25 protein-coding genes are annotated in these 24836 nt (G+C 51.5%); 13 read left to right on the plus strand and 12 right to left on the minus strand.

Annotation, left to right across the window (positions count from 1 at the left end; all coding sequences use genetic code 11):
• Nucleotides 1-103: 103 nt before the first annotated feature.
• The 7 genes from BTJ39_RS21160 to BTJ39_RS21190 all read left to right on the plus strand — a co-directional run bounded on the left by BTJ39_RS21160 (nucleotide 104) and on the right by BTJ39_RS21190 (nucleotide 5808).
• Nucleotides 104-853, plus strand: a complete 750-nt coding sequence (locus BTJ39_RS21160; RefSeq protein ID WP_078004731.1) for a GntR family transcriptional regulator — start codon at nucleotides 104-106, stop codon at nucleotides 851-853.
• 12 nt (nucleotides 854-865) lie between these two features.
• Complete coding sequence (locus BTJ39_RS21165) at nucleotides 866-1339, plus strand: PTS sugar transporter subunit IIA (protein WP_078004732.1); 474 nt, start codon at nucleotides 866-868, stop codon at nucleotides 1337-1339.
• Nucleotides 1336-1620, plus strand: a complete 285-nt coding sequence (locus BTJ39_RS21170; protein ID WP_078004708.1) for a PTS sugar transporter subunit IIB — start codon at nucleotides 1336-1338, stop codon at nucleotides 1618-1620. Before BTJ39_RS21165 ends, BTJ39_RS21170 begins: the two co-directional genes overlap by 4 nt.
• 77 nt (nucleotides 1621-1697) lie before the next feature.
• The gene (locus BTJ39_RS21175; protein WP_078004709.1) at nucleotides 1698-3056 is read left to right on the plus strand and encodes a PTS galactitol transporter subunit IIC; all 1359 of its coding nucleotides are present in this window, start codon (nucleotides 1698-1700) and stop codon (nucleotides 3054-3056) included.
• Nucleotides 3049-4539, plus strand: a complete 1491-nt coding sequence (locus BTJ39_RS21180; RefSeq protein ID WP_078004710.1) for an FGGY-family carbohydrate kinase — start codon at nucleotides 3049-3051, stop codon at nucleotides 4537-4539. The genes BTJ39_RS21175 and BTJ39_RS21180 overlap by 8 nt, the downstream gene beginning before the upstream one ends.
• Before the next feature lie 103 nt (nucleotides 4540-4642).
• Nucleotides 4643-5503 (plus strand): class II aldolase, encoded by an 861-nt coding sequence (locus BTJ39_RS21185; protein ID WP_078004711.1) that lies wholly within the window; start codon nucleotides 4643-4645, stop codon nucleotides 5501-5503.
• A 20-nt stretch (nucleotides 5504-5523) separates the two neighbouring features.
• A complete protein-coding gene (locus BTJ39_RS21190; RefSeq protein WP_078004712.1) occupies nucleotides 5524-5808 on the plus strand; it encodes an HPr family phosphocarrier protein in 285 nt (94 codons plus the stop codon).
• 58 nt (nucleotides 5809-5866) lie between these two features.
• Here the strand turns inward: BTJ39_RS21190 and BTJ39_RS21195 are convergent, their stop codons facing one another.
• From BTJ39_RS21195 to BTJ39_RS21205, 3 genes are all read right to left on the minus strand, one after another.
• A complete protein-coding gene (locus BTJ39_RS21195; protein ID WP_078004713.1) occupies nucleotides 5867-6559 on the minus strand; it encodes a GntR family transcriptional regulator in 693 nt (230 codons plus the stop codon).
• A gap of 161 nt (nucleotides 6560-6720) precedes the next feature.
• Complete coding sequence (locus tag BTJ39_RS21200; protein WP_078004714.1) at nucleotides 6721-7920, minus strand: enolase C-terminal domain-like protein; 1200 nt, start codon at nucleotides 7918-7920, stop codon at nucleotides 6721-6723.
• Nucleotides 7917-9245: an MFS transporter gene (locus tag BTJ39_RS21205; RefSeq protein ID WP_078004715.1), complete on the minus strand. Its 1329-nt coding sequence runs from the start codon at nucleotides 9243-9245 to the stop codon at nucleotides 7917-7919. Before BTJ39_RS21205 ends, BTJ39_RS21200 begins: the two co-directional genes overlap by 4 nt.
• Nucleotides 9246-9687: 442 nt before the next feature.
• Here BTJ39_RS21205 and BTJ39_RS21210 point away from each other — a divergent pair, with 442 nt between their 5' ends.
• From BTJ39_RS21210 to BTJ39_RS21230, 5 genes are all read left to right on the plus strand, one after another.
• Nucleotides 9688-11019, plus strand: a complete 1332-nt coding sequence (locus BTJ39_RS21210; protein WP_078004733.1) for an MFS transporter — start codon at nucleotides 9688-9690, stop codon at nucleotides 11017-11019.
• A 1-nt stretch (nucleotide 11020) separates the two neighbouring features.
• Nucleotides 11021-11989 (plus strand): aminoimidazole riboside kinase, encoded by a 969-nt coding sequence (locus tag BTJ39_RS21215; RefSeq protein WP_078004716.1) that lies wholly within the window; start codon nucleotides 11021-11023, stop codon nucleotides 11987-11989.
• A complete protein-coding gene (locus tag BTJ39_RS21220; RefSeq protein WP_078004717.1) occupies nucleotides 11990-13027 on the plus strand; it encodes an ADP-ribosylglycohydrolase family protein in 1038 nt (345 codons plus the stop codon). It begins immediately after the preceding gene.
• 56 nt (nucleotides 13028-13083) lie between these two features.
• Nucleotides 13084-13818 (plus strand): GntR family transcriptional regulator, encoded by a 735-nt coding sequence (locus tag BTJ39_RS21225; protein ID WP_078004718.1) that lies wholly within the window; start codon nucleotides 13084-13086, stop codon nucleotides 13816-13818.
• Between the two features lie 187 nt (nucleotides 13819-14005).
• Nucleotides 14006-14650 (plus strand): helix-turn-helix transcriptional regulator, encoded by a 645-nt coding sequence (locus BTJ39_RS21230; RefSeq protein WP_078004719.1) that lies wholly within the window; start codon nucleotides 14006-14008, stop codon nucleotides 14648-14650.
• Between the two features lie 129 nt (nucleotides 14651-14779).
• Here the strand turns inward: BTJ39_RS21230 and BTJ39_RS21235 are convergent, their stop codons facing one another.
• The 9 genes from BTJ39_RS21235 to BTJ39_RS21275 form a co-directional block, all read right to left on the minus strand.
• The gene (locus BTJ39_RS21235; protein ID WP_078004720.1) at nucleotides 14780-15163 is read right to left on the minus strand and encodes a Rid family detoxifying hydrolase; all 384 of its coding nucleotides are present in this window, start codon (nucleotides 15161-15163) and stop codon (nucleotides 14780-14782) included.
• The gene (locus tag BTJ39_RS21240; RefSeq protein WP_078004721.1) at nucleotides 15160-16275 is read right to left on the minus strand and encodes an aminotransferase class V-fold PLP-dependent enzyme; all 1116 of its coding nucleotides are present in this window, start codon (nucleotides 16273-16275) and stop codon (nucleotides 15160-15162) included. The genes BTJ39_RS21235 and BTJ39_RS21240 overlap by 4 nt, the downstream gene beginning before the upstream one ends.
• Complete coding sequence (locus BTJ39_RS21245; RefSeq protein ID WP_078004722.1) at nucleotides 16265-17068, minus strand: amino acid ABC transporter ATP-binding protein; 804 nt, start codon at nucleotides 17066-17068, stop codon at nucleotides 16265-16267. Before BTJ39_RS21245 ends, BTJ39_RS21240 begins: the two co-directional genes overlap by 11 nt.
• Nucleotides 17065-17988, minus strand: a complete 924-nt coding sequence (locus BTJ39_RS21250; protein WP_078004734.1) for an amino acid ABC transporter permease — start codon at nucleotides 17986-17988, stop codon at nucleotides 17065-17067. Before BTJ39_RS21250 ends, BTJ39_RS21245 begins: the two co-directional genes overlap by 4 nt.
• Nucleotide 17989: 1 nt before the next feature.
• Nucleotides 17990-18913: an ABC transporter substrate-binding protein gene (locus tag BTJ39_RS21255; protein ID WP_096777769.1), complete on the minus strand. Its 924-nt coding sequence runs from the start codon at nucleotides 18911-18913 to the stop codon at nucleotides 17990-17992.
• A gap of 348 nt (nucleotides 18914-19261) precedes the next feature.
• Nucleotides 19262-20200 carry an amidohydrolase family protein gene (locus BTJ39_RS21260; RefSeq protein ID WP_078004723.1) on the minus strand — a complete coding sequence of 313 codons (939 nt, stop codon included), beginning with the start codon at nucleotides 20198-20200 and terminating at the stop codon, nucleotides 19262-19264.
• A 12-nt stretch (nucleotides 20201-20212) separates the two neighbouring features.
• Nucleotides 20213-21508, minus strand: a complete 1296-nt coding sequence (locus BTJ39_RS21265; protein ID WP_078004724.1) for an MFS transporter — start codon at nucleotides 21506-21508, stop codon at nucleotides 20213-20215.
• Between the two features lie 500 nt (nucleotides 21509-22008).
• Nucleotides 22009-22488, minus strand: coding sequence for a DUF943 family protein (locus BTJ39_RS21270; protein WP_078004725.1), 480 nt, complete (start codon nucleotides 22486-22488; stop codon nucleotides 22009-22011).
• A complete protein-coding gene (locus BTJ39_RS21275) occupies nucleotides 22485-23300 on the minus strand; it encodes a DUF3289 family protein (protein ID WP_078004726.1) in 816 nt (271 codons plus the stop codon). The genes BTJ39_RS21270 and BTJ39_RS21275 overlap by 4 nt, the downstream gene beginning before the upstream one ends.
• A gap of 590 nt (nucleotides 23301-23890) precedes the next feature.
• Between BTJ39_RS21275 and BTJ39_RS21280 the strand changes: the two genes are divergently transcribed.
• Nucleotides 23891-24745 carry a recombinase family protein gene (locus BTJ39_RS21280; RefSeq protein WP_078004727.1) on the plus strand — a complete coding sequence of 285 codons (855 nt, stop codon included), beginning with the start codon at nucleotides 23891-23893 and terminating at the stop codon, nucleotides 24743-24745.
• Nucleotides 24746-24836 lie beyond the last annotated feature (91 nt).

Raw genomic sequence — 24836 nt, forward strand, 5'->3', positions numbered from 1 at the left:
AAATGTGAGCGCTCTCGATCACCTTCACGGCGGATTTGCCTAGTATAACGATTAGGTTGTACATAGTTGTCTATAGACGACTCAGGATGTTCAGGTGCGCACTTTGAAACCATTAATGAAAAGCTCGCAGATTCCGCTGTATCAGCAGGTGGCGGAATGGATCCGAGAAAGTATTTATACCGGGGAGTTGGTAGAGGACGACCGCATCCCTTCAGAATTTCAGATCATGGATATGCTGGAGGTGAGTCGCGGCACGGTTAAGAAAGCCGTGGCGCAGCTGGTTAAAGAGGGCATGCTGGTTCAGGTGCAGGGAAAAGGCACGTTCGTGAAGAAAGAAAACGTTGCCTATCCGCTGGGAGAAGGATTGCTTTCCTTTGCCGAGTCGCTTGAGAGTCAGAAGATACCTTTTACCACCCGCGTTATTACTTCAAGGATCGAAGCCGCCAATCGCTTTGTGGCGGAAAAATTACAGATAAAACCGGGGCAGGATATTCTCTATCTTGAGCGTCTGCGTTTTATTGACGATGAAAAAGTTATGCTGATCGAGCACCGTATTAATATTGAACTTTGCCCGGGTATTACAGAGATCGACTTTAATCAGGAAAACCTTTTTCCTACGATCGAGCGATTATCTGAAAAGAAAATTAGATTTTCAGAAAGTCGTTATGCCGCACGTTTAATTGGTAATGAGCGTGGGCACTTTCTCGATATCAGCGAAGATGCACCTGTTTTGCATCTTGAGCAGCTGGTTTTTTTCTCGCGTGATATGCCGGTTGAGTTTGGCAATGTCTGGCTTAAAGGGAATAAGTATTATCTCGGCACTATTTTACAGCGCAGAGAATCGGGCGAATAAACGAGGTCTATGATGCAGGATATAGAGTTTAAAAAAGAATATATTCAGCGCTTGCCAGCAGGGTCAGATTCAGAGTCATTAATTCATCGACTGGCAGCGCCGCTTATTGCTAATGGCTGCGTGGTAGACGATTTTGCCAGCCATGTTCTGGCGCGCGAGAAAACGTTTCCGACGGGCCTGCCTACCAGGCCGGTCGGGGTGGCAATCCCACATACCGACCATCGGCATGTACATCGAAACGCTTTCGCGCTGGGCATTCTGCCTGAGCCGGTAGTTTTTGCTGATATGGGCGGCGAGCCGGAGCCGGTTGCGGTACGTATTATCTTCCTGCTGGCGCTGGGGGAAAGTAATAAGCAGCTTAACGTACTGGGCTGGATTATGGAGATGATTCAGGATGGCGATTATTTGCAGTCGCTGCTGACAATGGACGAAAAGACGATTTATCAGTCTATATCTGAAAAAATGAACGAGCGAGGTGAGTTATGAGTCAGACTATATTGTTCGTGTGTGCTACCGGAATCGCCACCTCAACGGCGGTGACTGAAAAGGTAATGGAGTATTGTAAGGAACAGGGGCTGAACGTTAATTACTCCCAAACTAATGTTGCTTCTTTGCCCGGAAATACTGACGGTATAGCGCTGGTGGTTTCAACGACCAAAGTTCCTTATGAACTTGACGTGCCGGTTGTAAACGGTTTGCCAATTATTACCGGGGTGGGTGAAGAGCAGGTTCTGGAAAATATCGTTTCTATTCTTAAAAGAAAATAAAAATAAATTAACCTTTTCCGATTAATAATTTCGGGCGCTGACGCCAGGATTCGTTACGTCTGAACAAGGGGTTTGCCATGAATGAGATAGCTCATACCCTCTATACCGTAGTGCAATATATTTTAGGCTTTGGCCCGACGGTATTATTACCGCTGGTGCTGTTTATTCTGGCGCTGTGTTTTAAGGTTAAGCCGGCCAAAGCGCTGCGTTCATCGTTGACCGTCGGTATCGGATTTGTCGGTATATACGCCATTTTCGATATTTTGACCAGCAACGTCGGGCCGGCAGCGCAGGCAATGGTTGAACGAACCGGTATCAACCTGCCGGTGGTTGATCTTGGCTGGCCGCCGCTGTCAGCCATCACCTGGGGGTCGCCGATCGCGCCCTTTGTCATTCCACTTACCATTCTTATTAACGTGGCGCTGCTGGCGTTTAATAAAACCCGCACCGTTGATGTTGATATGTGGAATTACTGGCATTTTGCCCTGGCGGGAACGCTGGTTTATTACAGCACCGGCAGCTTTATTTTTGGTCTGCTGGCTGCGGCGGTTGCCGCTATCGTGGTGCTGAAACTGGCCGACTGGTCTGCGCCGCTGGTGCAAAAATATTTTGGCCTGGAGGGAATTTCTCTGCCCACGCTTTCCTCGGTGGTGTTCTTCCCGTTTGGTTTGCTGGTGGACAAGATTATCGAACATATCCCCGGTCTGAACCGCATTAACATCAACCCGGAAACCGTTCAGAAGAAACTGGGCATTTTTGGCGAGCCGATGATGGTAGGGACCATTCTTGGCGTATTGCTGGGGTTAATTGCCGGCTATGACTTCAAGCATATACTGCTGCTGGGCATCAGCATAGGTGGGGTGATGTTTATTCTGCCGCGTATGGTTCGCATTCTGATGGAAGGGCTGCTGCCGCTGTCAGAGGCCATTAAGAAATACCTTAACGCCAAATATCCGGGACGCGATGATCTCTACATTGGTCTGGATATTGCCGTCGCGGTGGGCAACCCGGCCATTATCTCTACGGCGCTGCTGCTGACGCCGATATCGGTGTTCATTGCCTTCGTTCTGCCCGGGAATCAGGTATTGCCGCTGGGCGATCTGGCGAACCTTGCGGTGATGGCTTCAATGATTACGCTGGCCAGCCGCGGCAATATTTTCCGGACGGTCATCGCCGCCATTCCGGTGATCGTCGCCGATCTGTGGATTGCCACCAGAATCGCGCCTTTTATTACCAATATGGCGAAAGACGTTAACTTCAAGTTTGCCGAAGGCTCCAGCGGACAGGTCTCCAGCTTCCTCGACGGTGGCAATCCTTTCCGGTTCTGGCTGCTGGAAATTTTTAACGGCAACCTGATTGCCATCGGTCTGATACCGGTCATCGGTCTGGTTTTATATGGCATCTTCCGCCTGACCAGGAGAACGCTGTATGCCTGATTCCAGTGCGGCTATCGTCATTGATATGGGCACCACTAACTGCAAAGTGAGCTGCTTTTCCTGCCAGGATGCAACCCGGTTAGGCAGCATTAAGTTTGCTACGCCAAAGTGCTTTCCAACGCCAGGCGCAGTTGATTTTGATATTGAGCAGCTGTGGCAGGAGGTGATGGCGGCGATAGCCCGGCTGGCAGCGTCTTCTCCGCTGCCGGTGTCTTGTATCAGCATTGCCAGCTTCGGCGAGTCAGGCGTCTTTATTGATGATAACGATAAGATCCTAACGCCGATGCTGGCCTGGTATGACCGCCGTGGCGAAGAGTATCTGCCCGCCTTCAACGACGCGGAACGTGCGCGGCTGTATGCCATCAGCGGGCTGCCTTTGCACAGCAATTATTCAGCGTTCAAGATGCGCTGGCTGTTAGATAACTTTGCGCTGCGCGATCGTGATGATATTCGCTGGCTGCACGCGCCGGAGGTGTTGCTGTGGCGCCTGACCGGCGAGAAAAAAACCGAGATGACGCTCGCCAGCCGCACGCTTTGTCTGGACTTACGTCAGGGGTGTTGGTCGCGCGAGGCGGCCGGGCTGTTCAACATTCCGATTGACGTTTTTGCACCGCTGCTGGCGCCGGGTGAGATTGCCGGCTGGCTGACGGATCAGATGCGCCGTCAGCTCGGCTTCGCGCATCCGGTTAGCGTCACGCTGGCCGGACACGATCACATGGTTGGCGCCCGCGCGCTGCGAATGAATCCCGGTGAAGTGATCAACTCGACCGGCACCAGCGAAGGCATATTGTTACTCAACGACCAGCCGCTGCTCAGCCCCCAGGCGCAAAAGGATAAGCTGGCAAACGGCCGCTATTCACAGCCCGACCGCTATACCCTGTTCGCTTCGCTGCCGGTCAGCGGCTTTGCGCTGGAGTGGATGAAAGGAACCTTTCGCTTTAGTGCAAAGGAAATTGCTGATGCGCTGGAGGAGAGCTACCAGCACTACCTTAGCGGCAGCTGGCAGATGGAGGAGATCCCGCTATTTATTCCCCATCTGCGCGGCTCCGGCTCGCCCTATAAAAGTCGCCATACCCGGGGCTTATTGTACGGATTGGCCGACACGCTGCCGGCAACGCAGCTGGTTGCCAGCGTGTCGCTGGGGCTGGCACTGGAGTTCGCCCACTGCTTCGCCTGCTTTAGCGTTGCCAACCAGCAGCCGGTAAAAGTTATCGGCCCTGCCTGCGAGAACCCGCTGTGGTTACAGCTTAAAGCCGACCTGCTGGCGCGGCCGTTTGAGGCTATTGCCCTTGAGGAGGCCGTCTCAGTTGGCGCGCTGCTAACCGCCTGCCCTGAACTGACTCTGCCGACGGCGGCGGCCGCACGCTATCAGCCTGACGAGAAGCGCAGCGCAGCGCTGCGTCGTTATCAGCAGCGCTGGCTGGCCTTTTATCGTTTCAAACTGCAGCAGGAAGGCGTGCTAGCCGAAGGGGCGCCGCCCTGATAACGCACCTGAATCTGCTGCGAATACGGTTGGCTATTTTCCGCATGGCTGGCCGCCATGCTACTTCACGCAGTTAACTGCAACTGACACAGAGGAAAAGTCCATGCCCTTAGTTAATGGCAAAATCCTGCTCGATCGCATTCAGCATAAGCGCGTGCTGGCAGGTGCATTCAACACCACTAATCTGGAAACGACACTGTCGATCCTCAACGCGATTGAACGTTCAGGGTTACCCAATTTTATCCAGATTGCGCCGACCAATGCTCAGCTCTCCGGCTATGACTATATCTATGAAATGGTAAAACGCCATGCCGCGAAAATGGACGTTCCGGTCAGTTTGCATCTTGATCACGGTAAATCGCTGGATGACGTTAAGCAGGCGGTACGCGCCGGCTTCACTTCGGTCATGATCGACGGCGCGGCGTTCTCCTATGAAGAGAACATTGCATTTACTCAGGAAGCGGTCGATTTTTGTAAATCCTTCGGGATTCCGGTTGAGGCGGAGCTGGGCGCTATTCTCGGCAAAGAGGACGATCACGTTAGCGAAGCCGATTGCAAAACCGAACCGGAGAAAGTGCGGGCTTTTGTTGAACAAACCGGCTGCGACATGCTGGCGGTTTCCGTCGGCAACGTTCACGGGCTGGAGGATAAGCCACGCATTGATATTCCGCTGCTGCAGCGTATCGCGGAGGTTTCTCCGGTGCCGCTGGTTATCCACGGCGGTTCCGGCATCGACGAAGCGACTCTGCGCAGCTTTGTGAACTACAGGGTGGTTAAAGTGAACATCGCCAGCGACCTGCGCAAAGCCTTTATTACCTCGGTCGGTCAGGCCTGGGAGAACAATCGTAACGAAGCCAACCTCGCGCGCGTCATGAATAATGCCAAACGCGCGGTGGAGGACGATGTTTACAGTAAAATTCTGATGATGAATAAGGACCATCATCATCTTCGCCAGGTATCCTGAGTAACGGCAGGCGCTGAATTATGATTAGAGAAAAGGTTAGGGTGGTAAATAGCACCGGACTGCATGCCAGGCCGGCGGCGTCGCTGGCGAAGATCGTCAAGCAATATCAGTCGTCGCTGACGCTGGTTAATAATGACCGGACCATTCCCATCAAAGGTATGATGAGCATTCTGGGCGCGGGGGTGAAAGGCCATAGCGAAATTGAGTTAATTTGCGAAGGTCCGGATGAAGCTGATTTCATCAAGGCGCTACGGACGGCCTTCGCCGATGGCTTTGGCGAGCGTGACCATGCGGGTCAGGAGTGAAAAGAGGGTTGTAACCCGGAATGCTGGCGCCTGAGATTCCGGGTTATGTGTCCGACGGCTACGGCTGGCGGGCACCCTCTTTATTCTGATACATGCGCAGCAGGCCGTTCACGTGCCAGCCAAGCATGGCTTTCGCCTCGCTATCTTCGCCATTTCGAATCAGTTCAACCAGCTTCATATGATCCTGATGAGAACCTGACAGCTCGGCGGGCGTGCGGGCTAAGCGGTTAAGTAGCGAGCGAATGCGGTTAATAATATTGTGATAGGCGTCGATAAGATCCTGATTTTTACTGGTTTCAACCAGCGTGGTATGAAAAGCTGCATCGGCCTCATGGAAGGCGCGCGAATCGCTCTTCAGCGCCGCTTCCCCTTGCTCCAGCTTGCCGTCTAAGGCGACAAGCAGGCCGCGTCGATCTTTTTGCAGGCAGATGCTTAATGCTCCGACCTCCAGTATTTCGCGCATTTTGCAGGTTTGTTCTAACTCCTGCTCGTTGAACTGGAAAACAAAGGTGCCGCGCTGAGGGATAATTTGCACCAGGCGTTCAATCTCCAGCTTTTGCAGCGCCTCGCGAACCGGTGTGCGGCTGACATTGAGTTTATTGGCGACATCGTTTTCTGAAATCAGCGCGCCCAGCTCAATGACGCCGCTGACAATCAGTTCACGTATCTGTTCTGCTACCAGCAAATTCAGCGATTTCGGCCGTGAAATCTGCTTCATAGACCAGCCATCCGTGTGGCTTGCTTTTGCCATAGCTTACTCCGTGCGCGGGATGAAAAAGTGTGGGGCGTGGACTCCCTTATCAGGAAAAATACTTACATCCTTGCTTCTTACATTCAAGTTCTTTTGTACCCGGTCGCTGGCGCTGCCGGGTACAAAGCGAACCCCTTACTGAATTCTATCCAACCAAATCCCTAGCTGTCGGCAGCAAACAGCTCTCTCTGGTGGGCGATGCGATCTGTCGCTAACGCCATTCCCATGCCCGGCTGGTTGCTTAAATGAATCACGCCGTTTTGCACGTCAACCGGCTGCTGAAGGAAATACTGATGGATGCTGTTCCATTTAACTAAATATTCCTGATAGGGGGTGTGAATGGGCGACTGAGTGGCGGAGAAATGCGCCGTTGCCGCGCTTGAATGGCCGTGCGGAATGATTTGTAAGTCATGGGCGCTGGCATAAGCCGCTATTTTGAGCGTTTCTGACAGGCCGCCGCACCAGTAGATATCCGGCTGCACGACGTCCAGAACCTGGGCATCAAAAAAGCGCCTGAATCCCCAGCGGGTGTATTCATGTTCGCCGCCGGCAAGGGGAATGGTGATCTTTTGTTTAATGCGCCCGTGGCTTTCAATACGATCGGCCATTACGCACTCTTCCAGCCAGCGCGGGCGGAAATCTTTTATTCTGTCGGCCAGCTCCAGGGTATAGGTGACGTCCATTGACTGCCAGCAGTCAAACATCAGATCGTAATCTTCGCCGACGGCGTTGCGCAGCGTTTCCACCAGGCGAATATTTTCACGCAGCCCTTCGCGGCCGTTCATCGCGCCATGGCGGAAAAACCATTTCTGCCCCTGGTAGCCCAGCGCTTTATACTGCTGAGCGCGTTCATGTACCAAACCGTAATCGCGAACCGAAAAGCCCAGCATTGAAGCATAAGCCGGGATTTCATCGCGCGTCGGGCCGCCGAGCAGCCGATAGACCGGCTGGCTCATCCATTTGCCGCGCAGATCCCACAGCGCGCAGTCCACTGCGCTGATTGCCAGCATGGCATCGCCCTGACGGCCGTGAACCAGGGCGCGGTGCATCTGATCCCACAGTTTTTCGCTGGCCAGCGGATCGCGGCCAATCAGCAGCCGACGCAGGCTTGAGGCGACAATTGAAGCGACGGCAACCGGTATCGGACCGGCCAGGCCGCTGATGCCCTCATCGCTGTCGATTTCTAAAAACACGGTCGAGATTTCAAAGCCGTCGGCATGTTGCGTTCCACCTTCAAAATCATCCATCCAGCGATATTCAGGGTAGATATCCAGTGGCCTTGCCAGCCGGTCTTCCCAGATGGCGCTCAGGGTTGGCATGACGCCCTGAACCTGGCGTAAACGTACTGCGGTGATCTTCATGGTTGTAATTCTCCTGACTGGTCCAGCTGCATCTGCTGTTTTTTCTGCGGCCAGAGGCGGTAAATCAGCGTAAGGATAAGGATGGAGAGCAGCGCCATTGCTGACAGCCAGTAAAGCCCGCCGTTGAAGCTGCCCGTTGTATCGTGAATTCTTCCGATAACGTAGGGATTAACAATGCTGGAAAGGTTGCCGAGCGCGTTGATCAGTGCAATCCCCCCCGCCGCCGCGGTGCCGGTGAGGAACTGCGTAGGCAAGCCCCAGAAAACCGGCATAGCGCCAAAAACGCCGATGGCGCTGCCGCAGAGAAAAAGCATTTTAATCAGCGGGTCGTTGAAAAAGGCGACGCCGATTAGCCCCACCATGGAAATAGTCAGCGCCAGATAATTGGTTGCCAGGCGACCTTTTTGGCTATCTGCCCGTCGGCCGAGATAGATCATGCCGATAAGGCCAAACAGGTAGGGGATCATGGCAACAAAGCCGGTTTGCAGGTTGCTCAGGCCGGTCTCGCGCAGTAGTAACGGCAGGAAGGTGCTGATTGCACCGTTGAGGTTCGTCAGGCCATAGTAGGCCAGGGCAAACAGCAAAACCTGCGGGTTTAAAAGCGCTTTTAACAGGCCATTTTTCCCGGAGGCTGGCGCGATTTGACGTTTCTCATCCTCAAGTTTATTGACTAGCCAGCGTTTTTCTTCCGCATTCAGGAACCTGGCTTGCTGTGGCGAACTGGGTAAAAGGAACGGAATGAGCAGCGCCAACACCAACGCGGGTATCGCCTCAATGATGTACATTAGCTGCCAGCCGCGCATGCCCAGCCAGCCATCCAGTTCCAGTAACAGCGTGGAGAGCGGGGTGCCGACAACCAGAGCAATAGGAATGCCGGCCATAAACATGGAGATAACGCGTCCACGCCATGCCGCCGGGAACCAGAGCGTCAGATAAAATACGACGCCCGGGAAAAAGCCGGCTTCGGCGGCGCCAAGCAGTGCGCGCGCCACGTACAGGCTTTCTGCATTCCAGACCAGGGCATGGGCCCCAGAGATCAGGCCCCAGGTGAACATAATTCGCGCTATCCATAAGCGGGCGCCAAACCGGGCCAGCGCCAGGTTTGAAGGTAATTCCAGCAGGACATAAGGCGCAAAAAATAGCCCCGCCGCCAGGCCGAAGGCGCTCAAGCTTAGCCCTAAATCCTGGTTCATTGTCAGTGCCGCCACGCCCATGTTGGAACGATCGATAACCGCGACGAAGTAGCAAAATATCAGCAGGGGTATCAGGCGCAGCGTGAGCTTGCGTATGACCTGTTTTTCAATGGAGCTATCAAGGGATTGCATAGTGTGATTCCTGTAGCCAGGTGATTTTTAGTGGTTGCTAACTTGAATGCAAGCTTCTTGTATGCAAGTTGACTATCATCGCATCACCAGGCTGCGTCAATCTGCGCTTTTACAAAATGAGAGCCAGATTCACTTTTAACCGTTGGTCTGGTGCCTTGTTATCATCGCCATCAGAAAATTTCGTCAAATATAATCATTAAAAACAATAAGATAATGACATTCCCTCGAGAAAGGGCGCAGAGATTGTCAGACGAGGTGCTCTGGCACGCGGGCGTTATTCTGTGATAGCGATCAAAAAGTATAATGATATACCTTTATATTTTTATCGCGCGTTCTATAGTTTGCAGGTACCGGGATTTCAGGGAAACTCGCCGACTTGTATCAGGGTCAGATTGTTAAAAGCGGCAATACCAAAATGATTCCACTTATAAAAGGTATGCGCATGAAATTATCAGCTATCGAAAAAATAGGCTTCGGTGCGGGTGATATGGCAGTGAATATAATTATAATTGCCATGCAGCTTATCCTCGCCTGGTTCTATACGGATATTTATGGTTTACATGCATCTGATGTCGGCATTTTATTTGTCGTCGTCCGCACGCTCGATGCGATCATCGATCCGCTAATGGGGATTTATACCGAGAAGGTGAATACCCGCTGGGGACGCTATCGTCCATGGTTATTATGGTTTGCTATTCCCTTCGGTTTTGCCGTTTATTTGATGTTTATTACGCCCGATACGACTTATCTGCTTAAGCTTGGCTGGGCCTATTTCACCTATATTCTTATGACGGTGATTTATACCGCAATTACCATCCCCTATATTTCACTTATCGGCGTGATTACCGACGATCCGCAGGAGCGTCTGAGTGCCAACGGCTACCGCTTTGTGATGACCAAAATCGCGGCGTTCCTGGTAACCATCGTGGTGCCGATGATGGCGGTATGGCTGGGTAATGGCAATAAAGCCTGGGGCTATCAGCTGTCGATGGGGGTGATGGGCGCAATGGGCGCGCTGCTGTTTATTTTCTGTTTTTTCACTACCCGTGAACGCAGCAGGCCGGAGCTTTCTACCTTACGTTTGCGCGAGCAATTTAAGCTATTGATGCGTAACGATCAGTGGTTGCTACTGGGGATAACGATTATGCTACTGATGTGTGGCTATGTTATTCGCGGTTCTGTATCAGCCTATTATGCTAAGTATTATCTTAACGGTGGTGATGCGCTGATTTCACCCTTTCTTACCACCGGCGTCGTCGCCTCTATTCTGGCGATGATCTCAACAACCTTCATTACGCGCTATTTCGATAAGATAAAACTATTTCGCTACAGCCAGCTGATTACCTTTGTATTAAGTATCCTGATGTACTTTATGGTTGGTCAGGATAACGTCTGGATGGCGTTTATATTCTATTTCCTGATTAATTACTTTTGCGATATGCAGATGCCGATATTCTGGTCCTCGATCGCTGAAGCCGTTGATTATGGCGAAAATAAAACCGGCAAGCGCGTTTCGGGCCTGGCCTTTGGCGGCATCTTATTTTTCCAGAAATTCGGCATGGGCATTGCCGGCGGGCTGTTAGGTTTCCTGCTGAGTCGCTTTGGCTATCAGCCGGACGTGCAGCAAACGGCAACGGCGTTAAGTGGTATTGCGCTGATGATGACCATCATCCCGGCGCTGTTCCACCTGATTATCGGCCTGCTGATGAAACGCTACGTGATTAACAACCACTATTATGCGCAGCTCAGGGCCGCATTGGTACAGAGAGGTTGAGATGAACGGCAACAAAATATGGGTGATAGGCGATGCCTCCGTCGACCTGGTACCGGATGAGGCGGGTCGTTACCTGAAATGTCCGGGCGGCGCCTCGGCGAACGTTGCCGTCAGTCTGGCGCGGCTTGATGCCCGCTGCGCGTTTATCGGCCGGCTGGGATTGGATCCCGTTGGCCACTTTCTGGCGCAGATTCTGCGGCGCGAAGGGGTGGATATTGCGCAGCTTAAACTCGATCCGCAGCTGAAAACGGCGGTGCTGATGGTCGAACTGGCGGACGATGGTGAACGCACGTTCAGTTACCTGGTGACGCCCGGCGCAGACAGCTTTGTTTGTTGCGATGATTTACCGGCTTTCAGCGCCGGCGAATGGTTTTACTTCAATTCAATTGGCCTGACGCGCGAGCCTTCACGTACTGCCTGCCTGACCGGTGCCGGGCGTATTCGCAGCGCCGGCGGCTTTGTGCTCTTCGACGTTAACCTGCGCGAGGCGATGTGGCCGGACAGGTCCGAAATAAAGCCGCAGATCGAGCAGGCAATCGCGCTGGCAGATATCTGCAAAATCTCCGCCGATGAGCTTTGTCAGCTGACGGCAACCTCTGACTGGCGCGATGCCCGCAGCTATGTGCGCGATCTGGGCTGTCCGGTTAGCGTTATCTCACTGGGCGCGCAGGGCGCTTATCTGATTAATCAGGGCGTTGAACAGCACTTTCCTGCGGTTAGCGCCCGCGTTGTTGATACCACGGGTGCGGGCGATGCTTTCGTTGGCGGCCTGCTTAGCGAACTGGCGCGGCTGCAGGCGTGGCGGAGCAGCCCACTTGATCGGGCAATCAATAGCGCCAACTATTGCGGCGCGGCGGCGGTAACCCGCCGTGGCGCAATGACGGCGCTACCTGATGCGCAAGCGCTGGCCGCTTTTCATGCAGCGCAGACCGCCGCGTCTGGCGCTGAAACCATAACAGGGAGACACTAAATGACTCATTACGATAAAACTCTGGGCTGTTTGATTGGCGCCGCCGCAGGCGACGCAATGGGCGCGGCGACGGAAGTGCGTACCCAGCGGCAAATTCAGGCGCTGTTTGGTGGCTGGGTGACCACGTTTCAAAAGCCGCCCGCGGACACGTTTGGCCGCTGCAACGAGGCGGGGATGTGTACCGATGATTTCATCCAGGCCAGATACATCATGGAGGCGATGCTGGCTCACGGCGGGCAGGCGACGCCTGCGGCAATGAAGCAGGCCTTTCAGCGCTGGCTGGAGTATCCGTTTTATGCCAACTTTACCGGCCCGACAACGCGGGCGGCGATGAAAGCCATTTTTAATGATACCCGAGAGTCGCTGCAAGGTGAGCTGGAGGGCGACAAGCAGTCGGTGCAGATTATTAACGGCGGCAACGCCGCGGCAACTAACGGCTCAGCAATGAAAATATGGCCGGCAGCGTTGCTCCATCCCGATAACCTCGACGACGCAATCCAGTGCGCGCTGGATATTGCCCGCTTTACCCATAATAATTTACTGGCCATGTCGGGCTCGGCGGCGGTGGCTGCCGCAGTCAGCGAAGCTTTCAGTCAATCCGCCAGCACCGAGTCGATTATTGCTGCGGGGATTTACGGCGCGGATAAAGGCCTCGCGCTGGCCGACGCCCAGGGCGCGCAAGAAATTGCCGGTCCATCGGTCGGGCGGCGCATTGAGCTGGCTGTTGCAATCGGTAAGCGCCATCGCAGTTGGCAAACGGCGATAGTTGAATTAAGCGACCTGATCGGGACGGGGCTGCACGTCAGCGAAGCGGTTCCCGCCGCCTTTGGTTTGTTTGCCTGCTGCGCTGACAGCCCGGTTGATGCTATTATTTCTGCCGTTAATATCGGTAATGACACCGATACCATTGCGGCAATGGCGGGCGCTATTGCGGGCGCCAGGCACGGCGCGGCGGCGTTCCCGGCGGATTATCTCGCCACGCTGAACCGCATGAATAATTTCTCGCTGGAAGCGCTGGCGAGTCAGATAGTGACGTGAGCCGGGCGGCGGCGGGAGTCGCTTTCCCGCCGTCGGTTTGTTTGAGAGGTGCAACGTTGGTAGTCGACAAGGCGAGCTATACGCCGCTCTACAGGCAGCTTTATATGCTTATTTGCCAAAAGATTCTGAACGGCAGCTGGCGCGTTGGCGATCGTCTTCCGACGCAAAAGCAGATTGCCCATGAGTTTGACGTTTCATTAATTGTGGTCAAACAGGCCTGGAATGAGCTGGTTGAAAGCGGCATTATCGCCTCGCAGCGCGGCACGGGTTCGGTGGTTAATGCGCTGCCGGAAGGGGTGAACTTTGGCCATACTTTTCGCGGTATTACCTCCGATCTCAGCCATTCGCAAATTCAGGTAGAAAACCACATTCTGGAAATTACCGCGCGCGGCGCGCGCGATGCGCTGCTCGACGGATTAAATCTGCCGGCAAAAAACAAATATCTGTTTATTTCCCGCGTGCGCAGCGCCAAGGGCAAGCCGTTCAACCATGAAAAAATCTACATCAACCTTTCCTGCTTTCCCGGACTGACGCTGCAAGAGCAGGATCTGGAAAATAAATCCCTTTATGAGCTGCTAAGAACCCGCTATCAGGTGGCGATAGGCTCGGCGGTTGAGAAGATCGATGCCATTTTGCCGTCCCCGGAGCTGTGCGATCTGCTGCACATCTCTGCTGCCACGCCGCTGCTGTCGGTTGCCAGGCAGACCTTCCTTAGCGACGGGCGTGAACCGTTTGAATACTGCCGTTACTGCGTGCTGTCGGACTACTTTGGCGAAATTCGCTATCAGTAATCCGCGCGCCATTGCGCCGATCGCCGGTCCGGCCGATTAGCTGCGCTGCGTTATTTAGCGGTTGAAATTTCAATTATTAATAAGCAAATGATATCGTTGGCGTTTTAAACACGGCTATCTTGCTAACTTATCGGCGATGTGGTGTCATACCTGAACTTGTATTTATTGCTAAAAGGTCGGGAACGCTGTGGCAAGAAAAATAACACACCCAGCTTTAATACCCTATATTCCTATTGTTGACTTTCTGGGGGCGCTGCTGGGTGCAGATTCAGAGGTGGTACTACATGATATTGCCGACCTCAATCATTCTATCGTGGCGATTGCGAACGCGAATATTAGCGGCAGAAAAGTCGGCGGTCCGGCCACGGATTTAGTGCTGCGGATTATGCAGAACCCGGAATATCAAAAAATGCCCTGGCTGTGTAATTATCACACCCTCTCCCGCCAGGGAAGAGCGCAAAAGTCTTCAACCTTTTTTATCCGCGATGAAAAGAACAATATTGCCGGCCTGCTTTGTATCAATATTGATAATGAACTGCTTATTCAGGCAAGGGATTTGTTACAGACGTTAACCGAAACGCAGCCGCTGATGGAGAACCTTAATCTTTCCGAGCGGTTTGTTGCCAGCAGCGATGAACTGTCGCTGGAGGTGATTAAAGATCATCTGCCGCAATCGCCTGAGCGCATGACGTATCAGGAAAAGCTGGCGGTGGTTGCCAGGCTGAATGATACCGGCCTTTTCCGTCTGAAGGGGGCTGTGCCGAAAGCCGCCGAGGCGCTGGCATGCGCAGAATCCACCATCTATCGTTATCTGAGTCAGTTAAAGCCATAATAAAAAACCGATGTCCTGATGACATCGGTTTTTTAACCAATCAACAGACAAACCCGTAGTATAAAGTTCAGGTTTTTTATTATTAAATAATAGTTATAAGTTTAATTTCCCTGGCGTGGCTAAAAGTTGCTACCTCGCAGCAATACACTCAATTTCAATTAAGGCTTGTTTCGGTAACGCGGCGACCTGGACCAGACTTCGCGCAGGCGAAATATCTGAACCAAAGGTTTCAGCATATATGGCATTTACCTTTTCAAAGTCATTAATGTTTTGTAAAAAAACCGTTGTTTTAATTACGTTGCGCGCGGTTAATTTTTGCGACTTCAATATGGCCAGACAATTCTTTATAGACTGGCGGGTTTGCGATTCAATATCCTGAGCCACGATGCTCCCCTGCTGGGGATCAATTGGCAGCTGGCCCGAAACAAAGATTAGCCCGTTAATTTCAATTCCCTGTGAATAGGGTCCGATTGCCGCCGGTGCTTCCGGGGTACTGATTTTTTCTGCTGTCACATCCGTTCTCCTAAAAGTGCCGCCAGTTGCGACAGTGATTCCGCCCGCGTGGTGGCATGAATTGAAACTCTGATACGCCCGCCCTGATGCAAGGTAACCGTAAAACCATGCTGGCTAAGCCGGGCCTGCAGGGCGGCGGTATCATAGCCGGCACCATCGACCACCACGATGCCAGCATGTTTGCCGGGCCTGACGTCAGAGAGCAGGTTTAAATTGTGCTCTTGCGCGTCGCGAACAAAGCCGGCAACTTTTTGCTGAATCCGCTGCTCAATATTCGCGACGCCGGCCTGTTCTACCAGCGCGAGGCCGGCAGCGAAGCCGCCCAGAGCAACCGGCGATAGATTGGTAATGCCGAATGCTTCCGCTCCGGGGAGGGAGGGGTGCTCAAGGCCATCATAATCGTAGGGATCGATAACGCCCGCCCAGTTGCTGATCACAGGCGCGATCCGTTCTAATCCCCGACTGGAAAGCGCGATAAAGCCGGTGTTCCAGCCGCAGCGCAGCCATTTTTGCCCGCCAACGACCAGGGCGTCGGCCTGGGTCCAGTCCATGGTGGTAATGCCGAACCCCTGGATGCCGTCAACAATCAGCAGGCGATCGCCAATCACCTCGCGGATAGCAGACAGATCGACGCGATAGCCGGTACGGAAGTCGACGGCGCTGACTGCCACCGCCGAAACCTGCGGCGTCAGATGCGCCGCGATGAGTTGCGGCGTAACCGCCACGCCGGGCTCGCCAATTTCACGGCAGCGCAAGCGCTGCAGGGCGGCTGCCCGTCGCCACGGATAGAGGTTGGCGGGAAATTCACCTCTGCTGACCAGCAGTTCGCCGCCGCGCAGCCCTAATGCGACCTGCAACAGGCCGCCAGAGGTATTGTTTACCAGCGAGATGGCGCTCTGATCAAAGCCGCTCAGATTGGCGAGGCTTTTCAGTACCGCAGGTTTACTTTTATTCAGCTCATCCTGCGCGCCCGGCATGCCCATTGCGGCGAGGCTTTCCAGGCGATTTTTTTCTTCCATAACCCGTGATGATACCGGGCCAAAGCTGGCGAAATTCAGGTAACCCTGTGCTTCGACAAAGGTATTGAGGTAGCTATCCATATCAGTGGCCATTTTTCAGTACGCGCTGCAAGAACTGCTGCGTCCTCTGCTGGGTTGGTCGGGTAAAAATGGCCTCCGGCGTGCCGGTTTCCACAATGCCGCCATCCGCCATAAATACCACCTGATCGGCAACTTCACGGGCAAAGGTCATTTCGTGGGTGACGACCAGCATCGTCATGCCTTCGCGGGCAAGATCGGCCATCACGCTGAGCACTTCCCCTACCAGCTCCGGGTCGAGCGCGGAGGTTGGCTCGTCGAAAAGTACAAACAGGGGGTTCATCGCCACCGCGCGGGCGATAGCAACGCGCTGTCGCTGACCGCCGGACAGCTGACTGGGATACTGATGGGCTTTATCCGCCAGACCTACGCGCTCCAGCAACTGCATAGCGCGCTGCCTTGCCTGGGCTTTTGCAACCCGCTGAACCTGCACCGGGCCTTCGGTAATGTTGTCCAGTACGCTCAGGTGGGGGAACAGATTAAAATGCTGGAAAACCATGCCCATACGCGCACGCTGCTGAGCTATTTTGTGTTCTGGCAGCTCATACAGGCGCTGATTTTTAAGCTGAAACCCCATTGGCTGCCCGTCTATCCAGATTTCACCGGAGTCCGGCTTTTCCAGATGATTCAGGCAGCGCAGAAAGGTCGATTTGCCGGAGCCTGACGGGCCAATAATGCAAACAACCTTGCCGGACTCTACCTCGAAATTGACGTTATCCAATACCACGTGGTCGCCATAACTTTTACGTAAGCTTTTCACCTTTACCAGCGGAAGGTCAGAGCGGGCCGGGGAGGCGGCATGGGTCATGATTGCATTCTCCGCGCAAAGGGTCTGATAACCAGATTGCTGCCAATACGCTGTAATAATCCCGGACGGGAGCTAACATTGCCTGACTGGTCAAAGTGCCGCTCAAGGTAATACTGTCCAATACTGGCAATGCTCACCAGCAGCATGTACCAGATGGCAGCGGCCATCAGCGTTTCCATTACCTGCAAATTACGTGAGGAGATATTATTGGCGGCGCGAATCAGCTCAACAAATCCAATCACCGAGACGATTGAGGTGCCTTTGAGCATATTAATAAAGTCATTGCCGGTCGGCGGAATCACCACGCGCATCGCCTGCGGTAAAATGATGCGTCGCATGCATTTCCCCGGCGTTTCACCGATAGACTGCGCCGCTTCAATCTGCCCTTTATCGACGCTTTTTAATCCTGCCCGCACAATCTCAGCCATATAGGCTGATTCATTCAGCCCCAGACCGAGAAACGCGGCAACGAAGGCGGTCATCACGTCGTTGGTTTGTACGTTAATCAGCGTGAAGTCAATCAGCGGAATGTGCAGCGTGATATTGGGGAAGATCAGCGCCATGTTGTACCAGAGCAGCAGCTGTAGCAGCACCGGCAGCCCGCGAAAAATCCAGATGTACCCGCTGGCAAATGCGCGTAACACCCCGTTTTGCGAGATCTTCATCAGCGCGATGATAATGCCGATAACGATGCCCATCACCTGAGCTGCCAGCGCCAGCAGCAGGGTGTTTTTTAATCCCTCCAGCATCACGTCGGAGACCAGAAACTGCGGTATATCTTTATAGGAGATATTGCCCTGCGCCAGACCGGCGAACAGGGCAAACAGCAGCAGCATCATGATGATTGCCGTTATCCAGCGCCCCCAGTGACGCCGTCTGACCTGAGGCAGACAGGCGTCGCCGCTATAATTCTGCGACATCTTATTTACCACCATTTACGGTTGCAGTTTTCAGCGCGCCGTTAGTCAGACCCCAGCTGGTGAGGATTTTCTGATAGGTGCCATCATCAATGATTTCCTGCAACGCTTTTTGCAGCGCATCGCGCAGCGCCGTATCGTCTTTATTAATACCGATACCAAAAGGCGCGCCATTGATAATCTTGCCTTTTACCACTTCAAATTCATTACCCTTGCCGGTGGTGCGGGAAATATAGGACGCGGTTGGCAGGTCGTTAATAATGGCGTCAATGCGGCCGCTACGCAGCTGGATAAGGTTCTGCGGGTCGCTGTCGGTGACAATCAGTGAAATCGGCGCTTTGTTTTGTTGTTTACAGTCTGCGCTGGCCTTTTCGGCAAACTCATGCTGCGTTGTGCCGGTTACCACGGCAACTTTATGACCGCAAAGATCGTCGCCACCCTTAATAGCGGCGGGGTTTCCTTTCTTAACGATGACGGTAATGCCGGTGAACAGATAATCGATAAAATCGATCGCTTTTTGCCGTTCGGCGGTGTCATTCATCTGCGCCATGGTGATGTTAATGCGCTTTGATTTCAGGCTGGTTATCAGCGCGCTGAAATCCATGCTGACAAAGGCCGGCTGCAATTTCAGCTTCGCCAGCACCGCTTTAATTAAATCAGGTTCATAGCCAATGATGGTGGTGCCATCTTCTGCATAGAAATTGCCAGGGGCTGCTGGCGTGAAAGTGCCCACGGTTATCTTACCGCTTTCTCTGATCTTTGCCGGCAGCGTCGCTACCAGCGCATTATCAGGCTGAACCCCCTGCAACAGGGCGCGGTTATCAGGCAGATTATTATCAGCAGCTGCCGCTGAAAAAGAACAAAGCCCGCAAACGACGGCTGCAAGCAGCGTCAGTGATTTAGCGCCTGCCAGGTTTTTATTTCGCATTTTGAATTCCTGTGGTGGAGGTCAGTTCTGAGTAAAAGAGAATATCCGTAACAGTCAGTATTATCGTAATAGGAAAAATTTATTACGGTGATAATTTTTTATCACTCAGGGACACAGAACCAAAACATTTTCATCACAATTTGTGATCTACACGACATGTGGGGTCATCTTTACGGCCAGAGCGAACCCTATGAGAAAAGGTCGTGAGAATGGAGGTTGAGGGAGATTATCGGCCGCCCCGGTAACGGGCAGAGGACGTTGTGTAACTCAGGCCGACGGTTTTGATGCGTAGAGCAAAAACCGCCGGCGGCGCTCAGGCTGTTGCGCGGGGAAAAGGGGGAAAGCCAGCTATACCTTCAGCCGGTAAACTGACTTTGCATTGCTGTAAAACAGGGCTTCCTGTTCGGCGACGCTGAAATGGCGTGCAGCAACCAGCTTAAAACCGTCAAAGATTTCTTTATAGGATCCGCACAGGCTATCGACCGGGAAGTTACTGGCAAACATACATCGGCTTACGCCAAAAATATCGATTGTCTCTTTGATAATCCAGCCATTGTCGTCGATGCACCAGCGCCTGCCGGGCAAACCCAATCCTGAAATTTTTACTGCGACGTTGGGCAGTTGCGCAAAGCGCCGCATTGCCTGTGCCCAGCCGGCGAGACCGGCTTCAGTCCGGTCAGACGGCAAACCCGTGTGATTGAGGATTATCAGCGTATCCGGAAAGTCCCTGGCCAGCTGCCTTGCCTCATCGAGATGCCACCAGGCGGTTTGCAGATCGAAATGCAGGCCAAGTTCGCTAAGCTTTGCGTATCCGCTGCGCCATTTATCATCGCTCATTAGCGATTTATGGCTTTGCGCCCCTTGCGGACTGCTGGTGCCGCCGGGCTTGTGCCTGACGCTGCGAACCAGGGGAAAGGCAGCCTGCGCGCGTAATACCTCATCGACGTCGGCGCGGTCGAGCCATGCCTGGGCGATCATCGCAGCGGGAAAGCCGCTTTCTGCGGACAGCTGGTGGACATAGCGCGTCTCGCCAATCGGGTCGTTAGGGTCCCACTCCGCCTCCATGTAAACGGTGGCTACAACGTTATGGTGATCGGTATCCTGCAAATAATCAGCCGGCAGATACGCCGGCTTGATGGCGTCATAGTTTCCGTAGCGGAACGGGATGGAAACGCCTTTTTCCAGCCAAGGATAACGGTTTTTTTCCGGCTCCCAAAAATGCTGGTGCGCATCAATGATTGGTCCATCCCAGCAGCTAAGCCCTTTAACGCTCTCGTTATGACGCATAGACATCACCCATTAATCTTTGATTGCAATCGTCAGCGTAGACAGCATGTATACGGCGGCACAGGCAGCAAAAAACATTATTACCGCTTCGTAAGTGCCGGTTTGTTGCAGAATATAGCCAGCGATTATCGGAATGGCGATGCCGCTTGCGCTGCCGGCGAAGTTCATCATGCTGCCGACAAGGCCGACCCGCTCTTTTGGCGCCAGCAATGCCGGTAAGCTCCAGTAAAGACTGCCAAACCACAGGAAAAACTGGGTGACCGTCAGAAGCGCGACTGCGGCGACCACATCAGACACCTGAGGCAGCATGACGAAGGCCAGGGCCAGACCTGCGCCGCTGATGCCCAAAAGGCTTTTATAGGCAATGGGGCGCCGGACGCCGCGCGCTTGCAATGCGTCAGCCAGAAACCCGCTGCACAGGGAACCGAGCATGCCCGCGCCGAACATCACGAAGGTCGCGCCGCCGAGCTCTTTCAGGTTAAGGTGCCGCGCCTGTGCCAGGTAACTCGGTCCCCAGGTGAGCAAGCCGAAGTTGATCATCGCCCAGCTCATCCGGCCGACCACGATGGCGATTATGCTTCTGAGCTTCATCGCCGGTTGGGCGGCGGCGCTGCTTTGGTGGGTTTCGTTATCCGCCGACTGCTCGATGATGGCCAGCTCAGCCGCGGAAACCTGGCCGTGCAGGGCCGGGGTGTCCCTTAATAACCGCCAGGCGGCATAGCCCAATAGAATTGTCGCGACGCCGGCAACCGCAAACGCAATGCGCCATGAGTCAAACGCGGCGATCAGCCCGGCGATGACGATGCCGCCGATTGCCGCGCCAAGGGGGGCGCCGCAATCCATAATCACCGCCCCGCGTCCGCGCTCATGGGGAGGAAGCCATGCCGCATTCAACTTGGCGCCCGCCGGAAACAGCGGTGCCTCGAAGGCACCCAGGCCGATACGGCAAAGCAGCAGTGAGACACCGCCCGTCGTTGCCGCAGCGATGGTCTGGAACAGGCCCCAGCCTACGGTAGAGGCGGTAATAGTTGCCCGCGCACCGTACCGGTCGAGCAGCCATCCACCTGGAATTTGCAGCAGCGCGTAGCTCCAGAAAAATGCGCTGAGAATAAGCCCCTGCATAACGGGACTCAATGCAAACTCATTGGCAATAGTCGGCATCGCAATCGATAACGCCGTACGATCGATGAAGTTCACCACCACAATGGCGAAGATCCCCGTAAAAACGTACCAGCGGATATTTCGTCCTGTAGAGGTAGGATGATTGATAGGATTTGCCGGTGAATGATCTTCCAGACTGTTTTTCATTAAGGTCTCCTTAAAAACGCCGTGTATATTTTTTATTGGTCGCTATTTTCTTTCGGAGGCGGCACGTTCAGGGTAAGAGTATGTTTTGTTTCTGCCGTCATAACGCGGCCTGCCAGAAATGACAGGACGCGACATTAAGATACGGTGCAGGTCAAACAGCAGGCCATCATTCATTTCGCTACGCTGGTTTCGCAATTTTCGAAACCACACCGGCCAGGGAGCTGCGGCGGCCTTTAAGCGGACTCTGCCAGCAGTGCATGATTTGTCAAAGATGTGAAGTCAGACCAAAATGCCCTTTTCAGGGCATTTTGTCTTTTGAGGGGCTGAAGTCGGGGTTACTCGATATTCTGAATCTGAATGTTGATTAAAGTAAAATAAATGATATTCATCATGATCTTAATGAGTTGATCTGTGACGGGGTTACCATTTTACTCCCCATTCAACTCCCCATTTATAACAGTGGCAAGCTGTTCAGCTTGCCACTGTTACGATTACATCTGTCATTGAATGGTTGTCTTTGATCTTTCACCTTGCATGAGTTCACCAGAAGGTTTCCGATAGTAAGATTCGGTTCCTATCCGGTAATAGGTATAGCCATCCTTTGTCTTGGTTATGTCCATGATCCAGTCAGACTTGTCAATACAATTTTCTTCTGTATTCATGTCATCGAAGCATAGTAAATAATCAGTATCATGATCTGGAAAAATACCTGAATTTTTAGGAGCAAGCTTTTGATATTTTCCGTCAAACTTCCAGATTGAAACAAAGTAAGTTTCAGCGGATGAGAGAGTTTTAGTTCCATTATTATCCCACCACTCAATTTTACTACTATCACTGAAAGGCATGTTTTTAACTAAAAACTCTTTATTAGAGCCAGCTCCGTGAACGGCAAGGATCTTAGTAGAATTAAAAAAATTCAAATAAAAAAACACAAGAATAATAGCTGATAATATAAATATTATAATTTTTCTGGCTTTCATCCATTCCTCCGACTACTAATTTCAAACTCGGCTTTCATATTTGTAAAAAAAGGTTTAAATGCAAATTTTTCCCATCGTTGGAGCACAAACCAGATGCGAAATGCCCTAATATAGTGAAACTTCATATTCATAATGTCAGTTTTGTCGAGACCAAAATGGTCTTGTCCTGTAAAAGTTACTTTCGCTACATAACCACTCTCAGTGATATCAAGTTTAGTGAGTTGAATCTTTGTGGCATATATGTCATGTATAGACATTCCTAACCCATTGAAGCTATCTGCCCATCTGTTGAACTTAGGAAGTATTGAATTTCCTATTGCTTTAGTTATTGAATTTTTGTCGGCATCAGATAAGCCATTTTTTACATCAATGGCAACCTTGTCGAGAAAAGACTGGATTATTTTTAGTGAAGATGATGGAGAGGATTGTTCGTTTAAAATTAAACTTTTATATGCACTATCAAGAAAAGGGCTGGAATAACTTTTTCCATTACCATGATAAAAATGTTTTACAAGATTATTAAATAAATTATGTTGTCCTAAATAATGTGTAGGCAATGAAGACCGAAGAAACTCATCGAAAAGAATTTGAGCAATTTCCGTTTTTGATTTTGGTTGTGATTTACGGAAGGAACTAAATATTGAGACTTCCTCTCCAGTCCACGGATCGACAATATTAGATACATCATCAAGACCTAAATCGCTTCTAAGCTGTTTTTCAGTAAGATCGCCACATTGCATATCATCAGAGCTGTGGTCATTGAACTGATGCTTAGTCTGATAAAGTGTGGCTGGGAACACAATAGCTGACATAATAACTTCCTTATGATATTAATTTTCAGACCAGATTCTTACTTGTGAAGGTAGATCCAAATCTTTAAATATCGTCATTTCTGTAAACTGAACTCCTTGTTATTACAGGTAAATTTATACATTACTGGTCCATGAAATTTAGCTGGCTCGTTTAATTCTAAACGGCTTGAAATGGAAAGTGAAGTAGAGTGAATCTCGTCTTTTTCTCAAAAAAAGCAAGTTGGTAAAGCCTTATACCCATCCCCGCATAAATTTTCATAACCTACAGACAGAAGTTGGTTTGGATGACCTTGGTTAAAGAATTACGATTGAACCAACCATCTCAGTTCAGGCCGAAGTCTAAAGGTTTAAACATCCAATCTGAGATCAGTTCGATTGGTTAGGGGTTTCGTCGAAGAGCGTGCAGAACCCCCATTAAAAGCATTTCATAGGCTGTTTTGACAGGTTTAATCGAATTTCATCTGATTCATTTACGGCACATCATCTGTATGGCCTGTGTGAGGTTTACTTTGGGAAAAGGGTTGCATAACTTGTAAAATTGATCAATTTTTAATCAATTAAAATCCATTGTGATCTCATAAGGTTTAGCAATGAAAAACGAAATCATTGAAAATCAAGGGATTAGAAGAGCGGCTCAATACCTTAGGATGTCTACACTCAACCAAGAGTTCTCTCTGGACAATCAAGCTCAGTTCATCAAGGAATATGCCAGTAAGCATAATTATGAAGTTGTTCACACCTACGATGATGCTGGTAAGAGTGGAGTCACAGTTTCGGGTAGGCATGACTTCAACAGGCTAATGGACGATGTGATACTCAAGAGAATCAGTATTGAAGCAATCCTTGTATACGATGTGAGTAGGTTTGGCCGTTTTGAAGATCCCTCAGAGGGTTTTTTTTATAAATATCTTTTCGAAAAACAGGGTGTAAAAGTTATCTTCTGTGCTGATAATATTCCAGAGAATGTAATTGAAAGCCCCTTCTTTTTATTAATGCTTATGTATGCAGCGGGTTCTTACAGCAAAAATCTATCACAGAAGGTTTTAGCTGGTCATATTAACCTTGTGAACAGAGGATATTATCAAGGCGGTCCGCCGGGATATGGATTGGAACGAACTCTTGTCGATAACAATAATCAATTTAAAATGAAACTTAGATCGGGAGAGCGAAAAAGTTTAACAACTGATCGGGTTGTACTTTCACCCGGTAAGAAAGAAGAAATAAAAATCGTTAGAAAAATATTCGATATGTTTGTTTTTAGGGGATTAAATGAATATTTAATATCTGTTAATCTTAACAGGGAAGGGTATAGATACCGTGATGGTAGTCACTGGAACAGGAGTCGTGTTCATTCTGTTTTGATAAATGTCAGATACACAGGTAAATATATTTATAACAGGTCATCAACTGGTAATCCCCCCATTTTTAACGGAGGTGATAAGTAGAATCAGGTCATACGTTGAATATGCTGCATTGGCGTGTAGCCATTCAGCGCCATATTCGGACGTTCGTGATTATAAAACCATTGCCACTGCG

Origin of the sequence: Izhakiella australiensis (assembly GCF_002006995.1) — a bacterium.
In the GTDB taxonomy this organism is placed as follows: Bacteria; Pseudomonadota; Gammaproteobacteria; order Enterobacterales; family Enterobacteriaceae; genus Izhakiella; species Izhakiella australiensis.

Excerpts from the sequence above, each read along its gene's own strand:
- BTJ39_RS21165 (WP_078004732.1), top strand. The coding sequence starts at position 866 with ATGCAGGATATAGAGTTTAAAAAAGAATATATTCAGCGCTTGCCAGCA.
- BTJ39_RS21190 (WP_078004712.1), top strand. The coding sequence starts at position 5,524 with ATGATTAGAGAAAAGGTTAGGGTGGTAAATAGCACCGGACTGCATGCC.
- BTJ39_RS21195 (WP_078004713.1), bottom strand. The coding sequence starts at position 6,559 with ATGGCAAAAGCAAGCCACACGGATGGCTGGTCTATGAAGCAGATTTCA.
- BTJ39_RS21250 (WP_078004734.1), bottom strand. The coding sequence starts at position 17,988 with ATGTCGCAGAATTATAGCGGCGACGCCTGTCTGCCTCAGGTCAGACGG.
- BTJ39_RS21175 (WP_078004709.1), top strand. The coding sequence starts at position 1,698 with ATGAATGAGATAGCTCATACCCTCTATACCGTAGTGCAATATATTTTA.
- BTJ39_RS21280 (WP_078004727.1), top strand. The coding sequence starts at position 23,891 with ATGAAAAACGAAATCATTGAAAATCAAGGGATTAGAAGAGCGGCTCAA.
- BTJ39_RS21210 (WP_078004733.1), top strand. The coding sequence starts at position 9,688 with ATGAAATTATCAGCTATCGAAAAAATAGGCTTCGGTGCGGGTGATATG.
- BTJ39_RS21260 (WP_078004723.1), bottom strand. The coding sequence starts at position 20,200 with ATGCGTCATAACGAGAGCGTTAAAGGGCTTAGCTGCTGGGATGGACCA.
- BTJ39_RS21245 (WP_078004722.1), bottom strand. The coding sequence starts at position 17,068 with ATGACCCATGCCGCCTCCCCGGCCCGCTCTGACCTTCCGCTGGTAAAG.
- BTJ39_RS21275 (WP_078004726.1), bottom strand. The coding sequence starts at position 23,300 with ATGTCAGCTATTGTGTTCCCAGCCACACTTTATCAGACTAAGCATCAG.
- BTJ39_RS21200 (WP_078004714.1), bottom strand. The coding sequence starts at position 7,920 with ATGAAGATCACCGCAGTACGTTTACGCCAGGTTCAGGGCGTCATGCCA.
- BTJ39_RS21170 (WP_078004708.1), top strand. The coding sequence starts at position 1,336 with ATGAGTCAGACTATATTGTTCGTGTGTGCTACCGGAATCGCCACCTCA.
- BTJ39_RS21215 (WP_078004716.1), top strand. The coding sequence starts at position 11,021 with ATGAACGGCAACAAAATATGGGTGATAGGCGATGCCTCCGTCGACCTG.
- BTJ39_RS21265 (WP_078004724.1), bottom strand. The coding sequence starts at position 21,508 with ATGAAAAACAGTCTGGAAGATCATTCACCGGCAAATCCTATCAATCAT.
- BTJ39_RS21255 (WP_096777769.1), bottom strand. The coding sequence starts at position 18,913 with ATGCGAAATAAAAACCTGGCAGGCGCTAAATCACTGACGCTGCTTGCA.
- BTJ39_RS21185 (WP_078004711.1), top strand. The coding sequence starts at position 4,643 with ATGCCCTTAGTTAATGGCAAAATCCTGCTCGATCGCATTCAGCATAAG.
- BTJ39_RS21240 (WP_078004721.1), bottom strand. The coding sequence starts at position 16,275 with ATGGCCACTGATATGGATAGCTACCTCAATACCTTTGTCGAAGCACAG.
- BTJ39_RS21270 (WP_078004725.1), bottom strand. The coding sequence starts at position 22,488 with ATGAAAGCCAGAAAAATTATAATATTTATATTATCAGCTATTATTCTT.
- BTJ39_RS21205 (WP_078004715.1), bottom strand. The coding sequence starts at position 9,245 with ATGCAATCCCTTGATAGCTCCATTGAAAAACAGGTCATACGCAAGCTC.
- BTJ39_RS21180 (WP_078004710.1), top strand. The coding sequence starts at position 3,049 with ATGCCTGATTCCAGTGCGGCTATCGTCATTGATATGGGCACCACTAAC.
- BTJ39_RS21220 (WP_078004717.1), top strand. The coding sequence starts at position 11,990 with ATGACTCATTACGATAAAACTCTGGGCTGTTTGATTGGCGCCGCCGCA.